This is a genomic window from Parabacteroides sp. D25, from assembly GCF_000307475.1.
In the GTDB taxonomy this organism is placed as follows: Bacteria; Bacteroidota; Bacteroidia; order Bacteroidales; family Tannerellaceae; genus Parabacteroides; species Parabacteroides distasonis.
On the sequence record NZ_JH976502.1, the window covers coordinates 131,026 to 144,943 of the forward strand.

Genomic DNA, 13,918 nt, shown 5'->3' on the forward strand with positions numbered 1-13,918 from the left:
GGCGCAAAGGTAAGGATTTATATGTTTGGTGCAACCATTATTGTTTCTTTAACCACTCGAATATAGTTTGATAGGCATCGTTCCGATAGGGCTTTTGAGATAGGATCAGATCGTGGATGCCGTTTGGAATGGTATCTCTCGTGACTTTGTCTCCTAGTTTCTCCCCGTATTTTTGAATGTCTTGAACATCCAAGACGATGTCGGAGGTCATGTATTCCTCATGCCATGTCTCTGTTTCCGGAAAAGATTTGTTGGAAGACATCACTAGTATCGGACAATCCAGTTTTAACCCTTTTTGTACCGTCTGTTGCGCTTCTTGTATGGCTTTGATCCATCCGGCTTTTTTCGGATGCCCGAATATCATTTTCCAGTTCGTATCAAATTCCCATTCTCCTTTATACTGCTTAAGCAGGCTATAAGCGTAATTCGGATCACCCAAACCTTGTACGGTAAGATTCGGAAATAGCCTCCCGACAAACGCAACGGTTGGCAGTACGACTTTCTCCATTAACCATCCGAAATTCCAATCTAGAAAAGGGCTGTTCAGAATAAGCCCGTCTACCGGTAACTCTCCTTTTTTACTATTCAAATAATAAGGTGTGATCAATCCGCCTGTAGAATGCGCCATTAATAATATCCGCTCGTTGCCTTCAGACCGGATGGTGGCCAAAGCGGTATCGATATCAGCGAAATACTCTTTTAGGCTCTTGCAAAAGAACGGGTTTTGATTGGGTAATATCGAACGTCCGTATTTCCGCAAGTCCATCGCATAGAAATTATATCCGTGAGCGTTTACGCTATCCCCTAATTGTTTCTGGAAAAAATAGTCATTATAGCCATGGATATACAGCACGGCCTGTTTTACGCTATCCAGTTGAGGTTTCTTGACCAGTGTGCAAACTACCTTCCCCTCATAATCATCCGGCATCTGGAAGGTACGGCGTAAATAACCATCTCCCAATACATCGGGTACGTATTGGGCATATACCTCGCATAAAATGAAACAGAGGAATATAATAAGATTTATTTTTCGAGACATAAATATATTGTTTCTATTTTATAACTGTATTTGCAAAGATAGGGTTTATCAATCAATGGTAATTAACCAAGATCATAAAATAAAAAATGACAGATAAGCATGAAAAACGATAGGATAAACGTGAATATTGCAACTTATACGTAAAAAGCACTATTTATGGTAAGCCGTTAATTTTTTATCTTAACAATAAATATTTTACTTTGTTGGAAAATGGAAGCGTGTATGGAACCGGAAATAACAGTAATAATCATAGATGATGACCTTGGATCGATCCAGAAATTGCAAAACGATCTATTGGCCTTCTCGGAGGTAAGGATATTAGATACAGCGACAACGGCGGAATTAGGCAAGAGGCATATCCTTAAGTATCAACCGGATTTGGTGTTTTTGGATGTGGAACTTCCGGACATGTCTGGCTTTGATTTGCTGGATGATATACGGGATGATATTCTTCCGAACTTGAGAGTCGTTTTCTATACGGTATACGATAAATATATATTGGATGCCCTACGTGCCTCTGCGTTTGATTATTTGTTAAAACCTTATTTAATTGATGAGTTAGCGGCACTCATCGAACGTTTTCATACGACAGAACCTGCGGATGTTGCCTGCATGGAGAGATCCTTGCGGAAAATATTGAATCGGGATAGTCGATTTGCGATCCAAACCGTTTCGGGTCTTTTGCTAGTCCGTTGTGAGGAGATATTCCTGTTTCAGTTCTTGGGAGATCAGCGTTGCTGGCAGATTGTCTTGACTTCCCGTACTACTCATAAACTAAAAATGGGCACGACAGCGAAAGATTTGTTGTCTATCAATAATACGTTTGTTCAAATAAGCCAAGATTGCATTGTGAACTTGACTTATTTGATGTTCATCGAGAATAAGACCTTACGATGCGAGTTCTATCCCCCCTTCCAAGAGGAGGAGAGGATCGCCTCGCATCGCTATTTTAAACAACTGAGAGAACGGCTGGATATTATTTGATGGTTCCTCTTCTTTTCTCCCTAATTTTATCTGTTTTGCAGGGTGTAATAGGCTTCTGAAGTGAATAACTAACGGCTTGGGAAGTGAATAACTAATCACTTGAGAAGCCTTTTGCAAGCGATTAAGTATGTTGTCTAAATAATTCATTTTCACCGCATAAGGAATTTACATTTCAAGTCGTAAATTATTTACTTCAGTAACGGATAGTGCCTACTAAGATTTGCTTATTTTCTGACATTTACATACAAGAGAGTCAATATATTCTAGCCATCCAATCCGCGAAAAAGTAGTCATATACCCTATAAAAGCCATCTTCCTGTGTTATCAAATCATTTTTCAACAGAGGTTTGACCGCAGATTGTACAGAACTGGCTGAGGGTAGCTTGTATTTTTTGATAAATGCTGATGACGTGAGACCTTCTGCTCTGCCCTCTTTGGCGATAGCTTGTAAAACAAGTTTTTGTTTGGGAGCAAGATTGGCAAGTAGATCCTTGTAACTACTTTCTTGTGTTAGAATCACATTCTTGCGGGCTATTTCTATCTTATCCATACTACAACGCTCACCCTCTTCGGTCAATGCGAAAAGTTCGTTCATTATCATTTGCACAAACCAAGTATAGCCATCGAACATCCGATAAACTTCTTCTATTACGGATTTGTCGATAAGCTTTCCCCTTTGCTCAAAAAGCCGGTTGGCGAACTCCACATAGATATGAATGGGTATTGGCTTAAGTCCTATACTAATAGCGCTTTGATAAAAAGGCTTGGAAGAGGAATTAAACATATTACTCATCAAATGGCGTTTACTGCCGGAGAAGATAAACATAGTCTGCTTGCATTGTTGAATCTTGGTTCGCAACAACGCTTCTACATTTTTCTCCTCATAGCCGCCAATTTGTTGGAACTCATCGATCGCCACGATACATGGTTTATCTGCGGTCTCTAGATAAGCGAAGATCTCATCAAGTGTTGTTTGTGGTGCTTGAATGTCTCCTAGCCCAATATCAAAACAAGGTTCTCCGGTTACCATATCCAGTTTAAAACCCGCACGCAATGAGGTTATGATTTGAAAGAACCGTTCCGTCCAAACCGTTTTCTTTGGCTTCAATTCGTCATAGATGGCTTTTCCTAATAGATATACGAACTCTGTTAATGAAGTAGTGGCATAAATATCCACAAAGAACGCATGATAATTTTTTTCTATCGATTCTTGATGAAAAAGATGTTGGATCAATCCGGTCTTACCCAAACGGCGTGGAGAAATCAATGCGACATTACGTCCGTTCTCAATCTGTTTAATCAAGAAGCTTGTCTCTCCCTCACGGTCACAAAAATATTTGTCTGATACATATCTACCCACGACAAAAGGATTCATCATTGCGATTGTCTCCATAATATAAATGCATTTTATTGCAAATATAATAATTATATCCATAATAAAGAAAGGAAACGGTATGTTTCACTTGCACGTGTGGGAGTCCGTATTAAATAATTTGATATAGAGTGATTTAATTCGATTATTTATATATCTTCGCATTGTAGAAACCGCCGTTTCGGAAACAGCGGTTTCGGAACTGTGTATTATTGCCATGCGTAAAGATTAATCTTTAGTATAGAAAGAATGGAAAAACAATCATTTATCGCTCTAGTAAAGCGTTATTATCCTTGGATCTGCAGTATGGAGAAGGCTGCTTTTCGTATACATGATGATGTGAATCAGAAATATGATCATGTGTTGCCTTATGGATTTCATCTGAAAATGACGGTATCGTATGTCTCTCGCTACGGATATCTGGTAGCTGAGACCGAGGCGGATATACTGATTTTGTATGCCTCTGCTTTTCTGCATGATACGATAGAAGATGCACGGATGACCTATAATGATGTCGTGAAATTCCTGAAAGAGTTCAAGGGGGGAGGCTTTGTCTTGCCGGAAGGCGTGAGACAGCACTTGGAAGACCAAGTTCCGGAAATCGTATACGCCTTAACGAATGAAAAAGGACGAAACCGGGGAGAACGGGCGAATGACCTGTATTATCAAGGAATACGGCAGACTAAATTCGCTTCTTTTATAAAAATGTGTGATCGGCTGGCGAATATCCAATATACGATGATGTTTGTTTTTGCGAACCGGATGTTGGATGTTTACCGTAAAGAGTATCCGGAATTTATCCGATCGATCAGTGAAGGTGCGGTTACACAGGTGCCGGATGCCATGAAGGAGGAAGCGGAACGTCTGTTAAATAGCGAATCGTATATTATATAGTCTTCTCGAATGTCTTTTTTTCAGAAATCCATACGGAGCGATGAAGATCTGCTCACCTCATTGAGGCAGGGGAGCGAGGATGCGTTTACTGTTATTTATGAGCGGTATCATAAATTATTGTATGTGTTGGCCTATAAATATTTGAAAAGTACATATTCTTCGGAAGATGCCGTACAGCAAGTTTTTCTGAAATTGTGGGAGGCACGTTCCCTACTGATGGTGAACGTGAATTTAAGGAACTATCTCTATACAATGCTAAAGAATCACGTATTAAATGAGATCCGGAATAATAATAGCGCCGTAGAGAAAAATTATGAGATCGTACAATCAGCGCCGGAATATGAGGATGAACTGCTTATAAAGATAGAGGAACAAGATATGATGTCTCATTTTTACCAAGCGATCGATCACTTGCCGGAGCAGAAACGCCAAGTCTGTCTGTATAAGCTGAAAGGGAATCTTTCTAATCAAGAAATCGCCGATAAGATGAATATCTCGGTCCCCACGGTAAAAACACATTATGCGCAAGCGATAAAAATACTGCGGGCACATTTCGAGAGACTATTTTTATTTCTTTTATATTTGTGGAACTCATCCTATTGATGGCTTTGCGTGTCAATTGATAAAAGAAAATGAATATGAAAATACCCGATCTATCGATCATAGAGAAAACGCTAAATAATGAGGCTACTTCCGAGGAGTCTTGTGAGGTTGTTCGTTGGTTTAAGACCCCGGAAGGACAGGCATGGCTTGCTGAGCGTATCGATCAGGATGAGAAAACGATTCATATGGGGGAGGAAGAGGCATGGATCGACCATCCGATACCCTCAGCCGTAATGTATCAGAATATTATGCGGCAACTCCGCCGACAAAAAATACGCCGTTTTATAGCGTATGCGGCTGCGGTCTTTATACCGATTGCTTTAATTATAGGACTTTTCATACGCATAAACTCACAAGTGGATTTGTTGGCGGATGGTGGGTATGACGAGGTGTACGTACCTAATGGGGAACGCATGCAGCTGCTTTTTCAAGATGGAAGTAAGGTCCATTTGAATTCGGGAAGCCGTATTCGTTATCCGAAAAAATTCGGTCTCTCCGAACGTAAGGTTTATTTGGAAGGAGAGGCTTGGTTCGAGGTCGCCAAGAACAAGAATCGGCCTTTTATCGTGGATCTTTCTTATATGGATATAAAAGTGTTGGGTACTACCTTTGATGTGAAAGCCTATCCGGAGGAAGAAGCTATATTCGTCGCTTTAGAGACAGGATCTATCGAGTTGAAATCAAGATCCTTCAAATCTTATCAATTACGCCCGGGAGAAAAAGCGATTTATAACAAGGCTTCCGGACGTTGTGAGGTACTCCGTTCCCACGATGTCAAGATGTATTCGGCATGGAGACGTAATGTGCTCGTATTTAAGAGCGCCCCTTTATCGGACGTAATGAAAACATTGGCTCGAACTTATGATATATCCTTTGACGTGAAGGATTCTGCCGCTTTGCGATATACGTATACGATAACGACCGATAGCGTCAATTTGACCACGGTATTAAAAGAATTGGAAAAAATCACGCCTGTACTATTCGAGGAAAAAGGGGGCAAGATAGAAGTCCGGATGAAAAAATAAAAAAATTAGCTATAACGACTCATCCTTTTAGATTTGTCGTGTGTCTATTTGATAGGAGAGCAGGAAACAGAGTGTTAACCTTAAAATAGATATGCGTATGGATTCCTCATAAATAGATAACATAAGAACAGCCGAAAAGCTCCTACCCTTTTCGGCTGCCGGTCGTATTAAAAATAAATTTCTAATACCAACTATTAAAATCAATACAAATATATGAAAGAAAAGCAAGAAAGCCCTCGGCGTAGGTGCCTTTTAATATTAATTGAGAAAATACCGAATGCCATGAAGTTAACCTTTCTATTTTTAGTCATATCCTTGCTGAGTTTCACGGCTACCGCCTCGGCTCAGCGGGTTTCTATTGTGCTGGACAATGCGAAAGTGGAGAAAGTTTTAGCTACCATCACCCACCAAACCGGGTTGAGTGTTGCGTATAGCAAACAAATCGTAGATTTGAATCGGAGAGTGAGCGTTAATTTTACGAATGCAGAATTGACAAATGTATTGGATAAAATAACGGAGGGCACGTCATTAAGTTATGAAGTTAAAAATGGAAAGATCTACTTATTTGAAAAACCTCTAGCGAATGCGGTCACCCAGCAAGCCAAAAAAATAACGGGTGTTGTTGTCGATTCAAAAGGGGAACCTATCATTGGAGCGAATGTTGTGGAGAAAGGTACTACAAATGGTACGATAACAGACTTTGATGGTAAATTTATTTTGGAGGTATCGGATAACGCGACACTTCAATTTTCTTATATCGGCTTTATGCCAACAACTGTCGCTATTGCGGGACAGACTTCATTGAATGTACGTTTAAGGGAGGATACACAGGCTTTGGATGAGGTCGTAGTTGTAGGTTATGGAACCCAGAAGAAAGTAAATTTGACAGGTTCTGTTTCTTCCGTGAAGTTTGATGAGGAATTGGCGAACCGTCCGATCACTGATGCTTCTCAAGCACTTTCCGGAAAGGTTTCCGGCGTGTGGATCAGCCAGAATTCGGGTAAGCCGGGAGATGATGGAGCGCAATTGAGAATTCGTGGCTGGGGTACATTGAATAATTCGGACCCGTTGGTGATTATTGACGGAGTAGAAGGGGTATTCAGCCAAGTAAATCCGAGTGACATCGAAAGTATCACAGTCTTGAAGGATGCGGCTAGTGCGGCTATTTACGGATCAAAGGCCGCTAACGGTGTCGTTTTGGTTACGACGAAGATGGGAAAGAATAATGAGAAAACCCAAGTAGAGTTGAACTCTTACGTCGGAATGCAGCAGATCGGACGTCATTTTGATTTAGTGACGAATAGCGCCGAGCATATGACTATGGCGAATCAAGCTTTGGTGAATGGGGGAGAGAACCCTCTTTTCTCGGAAACATTGATCTCTAATTTCGCTAATGGAACAGATCCTTATAAATACCCGAATACGGATTGGTATGACTCTCTTTATCGGAATGCTTTAATAACAGGGCATAATTTATCCATTCGCGGTGGATCGGAGAAACTATCTTCCTTCTTGTCTTTGAACTATTTGAGTCAGGAAGGTATTTTGATGAACTCTAAGGCGGAGCGGTTCGGTATCCGGGCAAATGTGGAGTATAAAGTGAATTCATGGTTGAGAGTTGGCGCTCGTTTGAATTATACTCGTAGGAATTCCCAAGAGCCTTTTGATTTGTTCCGTGTATTCGAACAGCAACAAGGTGCGGCTCCTTTCATCGCTCCATATACCCGGGATGGCCGTTTCGGTTCGGTAGAAGCGATTAAGGATGATGGTACTTTATTGTATACGACTTATCAGCCGGTTATAGACGCTTCGAACGGGGCGACTAAAACATCCAAGGATTATATGGCTGTAAATGCTTTCGCTACCGTAGATTTTACGAAAGACTTGAACTTACAAGTAACATGGGCCTCTAATGGCAATTGGAAAATGGTTGATAAATATAATGAGACCCTTTATGGATATACGGATTCTGGCATAGAGACGATACCGAAAAATTACAATCGTGATGGTATTGTGTTGAGTAGAGAGCAAGTATCGACTATGCGTAATAATTTCCAAGCGACATTAAACTATAGCAAGCGATTTGCGGATAAGCATTATGTTGCCGCTATCCTTGGTACCCAATTGGAGAATTACAGTATAAAGAACGTATTTGCCCGAAGAACCAACCCACCCAAAGAAGGATTAACCCAAGTGGATGCGGGAACGGAAGGTATCAAGGGAGAGGGAAATTTTGAAGGTCTACGCATGGCATCTTATTTTGGTCGATTGAATTATGCCTTTGCGGATAAATATTTATTTGAGATGAATCTCCGTGCCGATGCCTCCTCTCGTTTTAAACGGGGAAATCGCTGGGGTGTTTTTCCGGGTTTCTCTGCAGGATGGCGTTTGAGTGAAGAGGCGTTTATTAAGAACCTGAATCTGTTTTCTAATTTGAAACTACGTGCGTCGTGGGGACAATTAGGCAATCAAACCATTGAAGGATATTGGCCTTATTTAACAGTGATCTCCCAAAATTATGACTTGAGTTATAATTATGGAGGCTCATTGGCTCCGGGTGCTGCCGTAACCGCTTTGGTGGATGAGGATATTACTTGGGAAACTACCTCTTCCTTGGATATTGGCGTGGATTTGGGCTTCTTAGGTAATAAGTTGAATATAGAAGCTGATTACTTCAATAAAAAAACAACCGATATTATCGTTCAATTGCCAATACCAAACGTATTAGGGGATAAGACCGCACCGTTTGAGAATGTGGGCGAGATGAAAAATAATGGTTTTGAGTTAGTCGTGAATTATGATAATCTTGAGACGAGCAGAGATCGCCTTGGATTTAACGTAGGACTAAACTTTACGTATATCGATAATAAAGTAACGAAATTTCAAGGAGGAAACTCTCCGGACCAGCTTTATTTGATTCGTGAGGGATATCCGTATAAGGCTTTGTATGGCTATAAAGCGGTTGGCATCTATCAATCGGACGAAGAAGCCGCTCAACATATGCATAGCAATGGGCTTAAGCCGGAAATGGGAAATCTGAAATACGAGGATGTTAATAACGATGGAAAATTAGACTATCAAGATAAACAAGTACTTGGTAATACGATTCCTAAAATTACGTATGGACTTACTGCCGGCTTACGCTATAAAGGGTTTGACTTAAATATCTTATTCCAAGGTTTGGGACAGGCGAATGCGTTTACGAAGAGCGGCATGACCCGTATGCAATACGAATGGCTGACTATTTCTGATAAATGGCGGGATGCGTGGAGCCCAGAGAATCCGGACTCAAATATACCGATGCTTCGGTTTGACTCTTCATGGGACACGTATGACTCCTCATTTTGGGTACATCGTATCGATTTCTTGAAATTGAAGAACTTACAATTAGGTTATGCGTTCCCTGAATGGATTACCTCAAAGCTAAAAATGCAACGGTTGTATGTATATGCGAATGCCCAGAACCTGTTTACGATTATGTGGAAAAAAGGGTATGAAGGATATGATCCGGAAAGAAATACGTTTGATTCGGGTACCAATTATTACCCGACTCCGAGAATATTTACATTTGGTATAAATCTTAATTTCTAAAAGTATGAAACAGTTATTAGCATATTGCTTATCAATTATACTATGTGTCTCTTTCACGGGATGTATGGAGAATTATTTGGATTTGTATCCTGAGGATAAGATTACTTCGGCGAGTTTCCCGGAAAATGAATCGGATATCAAACTCCTTTTAAATGGTGTCTATGCTCAATTGAGGGAAAAAGAGGTTTATAATCAAGGCTTGTTTGGCTTTGGCATAACGGATGGAGCTACCCCTAACGCATTTAACTGGGGAACGGATGAGGTTTTTAATAAGCTGGGTGCCGGGCGATTGAGCTCTAGTGACGGAGGAGTCGTAACGTATCGTTGGAAAAGATGTTACGAGATAATCTCCCGGGCAAACTATTTGTTGGCCTGTATGGATTTAGTGGATTTATCGGAAGAAGCGAAAGCCAAATATTCAGGTGAGACTCATTTTCTACGGGGACTGGCTTATTCCGTGCTAGCGGAAACCTATGGTGGGGTACCTATTATATTGACGAACATTTCCACGGAAGAAGCTCGTAGCTTGAAGCGGGCGAGTTTGGAGGAGACTTGGCAACAGGCGTTGGATGATTATGAGGTTGCGATCACCAATTTGGGAGTGGATGCTCCCGAGCCGGGGCGTGCTACCAAGGGGGCGGCTTTAGGTATGAAAATGCGAGCCTACTTATACCAAGGTAAATACAAGGAGGTTCTGGCTTGTGTCGAGCAAATTGATGCGTTGAAGAAATATGGTCTATTCCATAGTTATGAGGGCTTGTTTGATCCGGCTAATGAGAACAATAAGGAAGTATTGTTTGATATCCAATATATTGAAGGCGAGAATTCGCAAGGTTCCTATATTGACCAGTATTGCGGAACGGGTACCGGAAGTTGGACCCGTGGAAGCCGTTATGTCCCTACGGATGATTTGGTAGCGGCTTATGAGACGATCGACGGCTCTCCTGTAGATCCCGAGAATCCTTATGAGAACCGGGATCCTCGTTTAGGTTTCACGGCTGTACTTCCGGGTTCTTATTTCTTGGGCTATCGTTTCCCTAATTACCTGTATCCGGGAGGTGCGTTTAATCATGCCGGTAATCGGTTGAAACATTTAAGTACCCGTAAATATCGGATTCAGGATGAGTCAAAGCTTCCTCCTTCCGGGCAGTCTTATATCAATGATATCATACTGAGATATGCGGATGTCTTATTGTCAAAAGCGGAGGCGATTATTGAGACGAATGGAAATGTAGCGGATGCGATCGCTATCCTCAACCGGATCCGTACGGAAAGGGATGACGTTAAGATCTCTTTGCTGCCGACATCTATGAGTCGTGAGGAGGCTCGTGAGAAAGTAAGACATGAGAGACGGATTGAGTTAGCGTTGGAAGGCCGTTATTGGTCAGACGTGAAACGTTGGAAAATCGGGAAGACGCTTTATCCTATGATTATAAAAGATCATGAAGGAAGCGTGATCGAGACGAAGTTCCCGAATGGATATCTGGAATATTACGATTTACTGCCTATTCCTGATAGCGAGCGCTCTTTGAATCCGAATTTGGATCAGAACCCGGGTTGGTAATGTTCAACTAAAAGAAGGATGAAATGAAATTTATATCTAAATTGATACCGGTATTAGCCCTTTCCGGAGCGGCCGTGGCTACTCAAGCGGCGGAAAGGCCAAATGTGATAATCGTATTTATCGATGATTTCGGATATGGGGATTTAGGTTGTTACGGGAGTACGAAGCATCGTACTCCCCATATCGACCAGATGGCTAAAGAGGGAATACGACTGACCGATTTTTATGTGGGTTCGAGCGTGAGCACACCTTCCAGATCGGCTTTATTGACAGGGTGTTATCCAAGGCGAGTCTCCATGCATGTAAATGCGGACCCTACACCTTTGATGTCCAAAGGGAGGCAAGTGCTATTTCCAGCTTCGCATAAAGGCTTGAATCCCGGTGAGATAACGATCGCCGAGTTGATGAAGGAGCAGGGGTATGCGACGGCTTGTATCGGGAAATGGCATCTAGGGGATCAATTGCCATTTCTTCCTACCCGGCAGGGTTTCGACTATTATTATGGTATTCCTTATAGTAACGATATGGATCGTCCGTATTGTCCGTTACCCTTGATGGAACAGGAGGAGGTAATAGTGGCTCCAGTCGGTCATGATTCCTTGACGATTCGTTATACTAATAAGACTGTGGAGTTTATAAAGTCTCATAAGGAATCTCCGTTCTTTATTTATTTGTGCCATAATATGACTCATAATCCGTTAGCGGCTTCTCCCGCTTTCAAGGGAAAGTCTCAGAACGGACTCTATGGGGATGCGACCGAGGAATTGGATTGGTCGATGGGAGTCTTGCTTGAGACTTTAAAGGAGGAAGGATTGGATCAAAATACCTTGGTTATCTTTACTTCCGATAATGGTGCGGATGAACACTTCGGCGGTACGAACCGTCCGTTGAGAGGCCAAAAGGGTACGACGTATGAAGGTGGGTTCAGGGTGCCTTGTATAATGAGATGGCCCGCTAAAATACCGGCGGGACAGGAGACTGATAATCTGGTGACTTCGATGGATTTCTTACCGACATTGGCGCATTATTGCGGTTATGCGGTTCCTTCCGACCGGGTGATAGATGGGCATAATGTGTCTGGAATCTTGGAGGGAGAATCGATGGCATCGCCCACGGAGACTTTCTATTATTACCAGAAACAACAATTACAGGCGGTACGTTGGGGAAACTGGAAGTATCATTTACCTTTGAAGGAACGTATCAAAGGCCCTCACTTCCCGGATACGGAAGTCGGTGAAGCTCGTTTATATAATTTGGCGAATGATTTGTCGGAAACAACCAATGTCATCGATAAACATCCCGAAGTAGTGACGAAGATGAATCAATGGATCGAACAGGTTCGTAGTGATATGGGAGATTGGGGATGTGAAGGCCGGAACCAGCGTCCTGCCGGTATCATAGATGAACCTTTTCCCCGTTTACTTAAATAAAAAGATACGTATATGAAAACACTGAAATCATTGTCTGTTTTAACAGCGGCGGTATTATCGAACAGCTTGAGCTTGAACGCTGCCTCGGATGCGGCCAATAAGCCTAATTTTGTAATCATATTCTGTGACGATATGGGATATGGGGATTTGAGTTGCTATGGGAATCCCACGATCCGCACACCGAATATAGACCGTATGGCTTGTGAAGGAATGAAGCTGACCCAGTTTTATGTGGGGGCCGGAGTTTCTACACCAAGTCGGGCCGCGTTAATGACCGGACGTTTGCCGGTTCGAAATGGATTGTATGGAGATCGGGTAGCCGTACTTTTCCCTAACTCAAAGGCTGGGTTAGGACAAGATGAGGTCACGATCGCCAAAGTTTTACAACAAAACGGGTATGCGACCGGCTGTGTAGGCAAATGGCATTTAGGTGCGTTTTCTCCCTATTTACCGACGGATCATGGTTTTGATACCTATTTCGGCATACCTTATTCCAATGATATGAGCCCTGTTCAGAATAAAGGCGCGCATGCCCGGAATTTTCCATCGACTCCATTGATATTGGATGGTAAGCAAATCGAATCGGAACCGGATCAGGGAGAATTAACCCGTCGCTATACGGAGAAAGCGGTATCGTTCATCAAGGATCATTCAAAGGAACCTTTCTTCCTTTATTTCGCTCATACCTTCCCGCATATCCCATTGTACACGAATGCCCGTTTCGAGGGAACGAGCAAACGAGGCCTGTACGGAGATGTGGTTGAGGAAATAGACTGGAGCGTTGGGGAGGTGTTGAAGGCTCTGCGTGAAAATGGCTTGGACGAGAATACGTTTGTTATTTTTACCAGCGATAACGGCCCTTGGCTGACGGAGCATGAGAATGGTGGTTCCGCAGGTCCGTTGAAGGATGGCAAGGGTACTTGGTGGGAAGGTGGCTTCCGGGTTCCGGCCATTTGTTGGATGCCGGGAAAAATCAATCCGGCGATCAACGATGAGATTATGACCTCGATGGATTTATATCCGACTTTCCTCTCGATGGCGGGTATCGAGCAACCGAAAGATCTTGTATTGGATGGCGTGAATCAAACCGGATTATTGTTTGAGGAAAAGCATTCCGCCCGTGATGAAGTTTATTATTGGTGGGGAAGCGAGTTGATGGCGATCCGTAAAGGGGAGTGGAAGTATTATTTTAAGACGATCAAGGACCAATATCTGCGAACCTGTAAGATCGAGACTCCGGCAGAACCCTTGTTGTATAACGTGGAGACAGATATCTCGGAGAGGTTCAATCAGGCGGAGAAGCATCCGGAGATCGTGAAATTACTGATCGAGGCCGGTGAGAAACATAAGAAAGGAATGAAGATCAAGCCTTCCGTATGTGATATGATGTAATGGGACATTTAAAAACACTAGATT

General features: G+C 42.4%; 10 protein-coding genes. 8 read left to right on the top strand and 2 right to left on the bottom strand.

What is annotated here, in order from left to right:
- Positions 1–37: 37 nt before the first annotated feature.
- Complete coding sequence (locus HMPREF0999_RS07435; protein ID WP_005854073.1) at positions 38–1,039, bottom strand: alpha/beta hydrolase; 1,002 nt, start codon at positions 1,037–1,039, stop codon at positions 38–40.
- 222 nt (positions 1,040–1,261) lie between these two features.
- Between HMPREF0999_RS07435 and HMPREF0999_RS07440 the strand changes: the two genes are divergently transcribed.
- Entirely contained in the window at positions 1,262–2,023 is a 762-nt protein-coding gene (locus tag HMPREF0999_RS07440; RefSeq protein ID WP_005854075.1) for a LytR/AlgR family response regulator transcription factor, read from the top strand.
- Positions 2,024–2,276: 253 nt separating this feature from the next.
- Here the strand turns inward: HMPREF0999_RS07440 and HMPREF0999_RS07445 are convergent, their stop codons facing one another.
- Entirely contained in the window at positions 2,277–3,416 is a 1,140-nt protein-coding gene (locus HMPREF0999_RS07445) for an AAA family ATPase (RefSeq protein WP_005854078.1), read from the bottom strand.
- A 228-nt stretch (positions 3,417–3,644) separates the two neighbouring features.
- Here HMPREF0999_RS07445 and HMPREF0999_RS07450 point away from each other — a divergent pair, with 228 nt between their 5' ends.
- The 7 genes from HMPREF0999_RS07450 to HMPREF0999_RS07480 all read left to right on the top strand — a co-directional run bounded on the left by HMPREF0999_RS07450 (position 3,645) and on the right by HMPREF0999_RS07480 (position 13,894).
- On the top strand, positions 3,645–4,289 hold the full coding sequence (locus tag HMPREF0999_RS07450; RefSeq protein ID WP_005854080.1) for an HD domain-containing protein: 645 nt from the start codon (positions 3,645–3,647) through the stop codon (positions 4,287–4,289).
- 9 nt (positions 4,290–4,298) lie between these two features.
- On the top strand, positions 4,299–4,892 hold the full coding sequence (locus tag HMPREF0999_RS07455) for an RNA polymerase sigma factor (RefSeq protein ID WP_005854082.1): 594 nt from the start codon (positions 4,299–4,301) through the stop codon (positions 4,890–4,892).
- 35 nt (positions 4,893–4,927) lie between these two features.
- Positions 4,928–5,917 carry a FecR family protein gene (locus tag HMPREF0999_RS07460; protein WP_009275578.1) on the top strand — a complete coding sequence of 330 codons (990 nt, stop codon included), beginning with the start codon at positions 4,928–4,930 and terminating at the stop codon, positions 5,915–5,917.
- 213 nt (positions 5,918–6,130) lie between these two features.
- A complete protein-coding gene (locus HMPREF0999_RS07465) occupies positions 6,131–9,508 on the top strand; it encodes a TonB-dependent receptor (protein ID WP_009275579.1) in 3,378 nt (1,125 codons plus the stop codon).
- 4 nt (positions 9,509–9,512) lie between these two features.
- Positions 9,513–11,072 carry a RagB/SusD family nutrient uptake outer membrane protein gene (locus HMPREF0999_RS07470; protein WP_009275580.1) on the top strand — a complete coding sequence of 520 codons (1,560 nt, stop codon included), beginning with the start codon at positions 9,513–9,515 and terminating at the stop codon, positions 11,070–11,072.
- A 23-nt stretch (positions 11,073–11,095) separates the two neighbouring features.
- The gene (locus HMPREF0999_RS07475) at positions 11,096–12,502 is read left to right on the top strand and encodes a sulfatase (protein ID WP_009275581.1); all 1,407 of its coding nucleotides are present in this window, start codon (positions 11,096–11,098) and stop codon (positions 12,500–12,502) included.
- A gap of 12 nt (positions 12,503–12,514) precedes the next feature.
- Positions 12,515–13,894 carry a sulfatase gene (locus tag HMPREF0999_RS07480; protein WP_009275582.1) on the top strand — a complete coding sequence of 460 codons (1,380 nt, stop codon included), beginning with the start codon at positions 12,515–12,517 and terminating at the stop codon, positions 13,892–13,894.
- Positions 13,895–13,918: the final 24 nt, after the last annotated feature.

Excerpts from the sequence above, each read along its gene's own strand:
- HMPREF0999_RS07480 (WP_009275582.1), top strand. The coding sequence starts at position 12,515 with ATGAAAACACTGAAATCATTGTCTGTTTTAACAGCGGCGGTATTATCG.
- HMPREF0999_RS07450 (WP_005854080.1), top strand. The coding sequence starts at position 3,645 with ATGGAAAAACAATCATTTATCGCTCTAGTAAAGCGTTATTATCCTTGG.
- HMPREF0999_RS07470 (WP_009275580.1), top strand. The coding sequence starts at position 9,513 with ATGAAACAGTTATTAGCATATTGCTTATCAATTATACTATGTGTCTCT.
- HMPREF0999_RS07460 (WP_009275578.1), top strand. The coding sequence starts at position 4,928 with ATGAAAATACCCGATCTATCGATCATAGAGAAAACGCTAAATAATGAG.
- HMPREF0999_RS07465 (WP_009275579.1), top strand. The coding sequence starts at position 6,131 with ATGAAAGAAAAGCAAGAAAGCCCTCGGCGTAGGTGCCTTTTAATATTA.
- HMPREF0999_RS07440 (WP_005854075.1), top strand. The coding sequence starts at position 1,262 with ATGGAACCGGAAATAACAGTAATAATCATAGATGATGACCTTGGATCG.
- HMPREF0999_RS07455 (WP_005854082.1), top strand. The coding sequence starts at position 4,299 with ATGTCTTTTTTTCAGAAATCCATACGGAGCGATGAAGATCTGCTCACC.
- HMPREF0999_RS07475 (WP_009275581.1), top strand. The coding sequence starts at position 11,096 with ATGAAATTTATATCTAAATTGATACCGGTATTAGCCCTTTCCGGAGCG.
- HMPREF0999_RS07435 (WP_005854073.1), bottom strand. The coding sequence starts at position 1,039 with ATGTCTCGAAAAATAAATCTTATTATATTCCTCTGTTTCATTTTATGC.
- HMPREF0999_RS07445 (WP_005854078.1), bottom strand. The coding sequence starts at position 3,416 with ATGGAGACAATCGCAATGATGAATCCTTTTGTCGTGGGTAGATATGTA.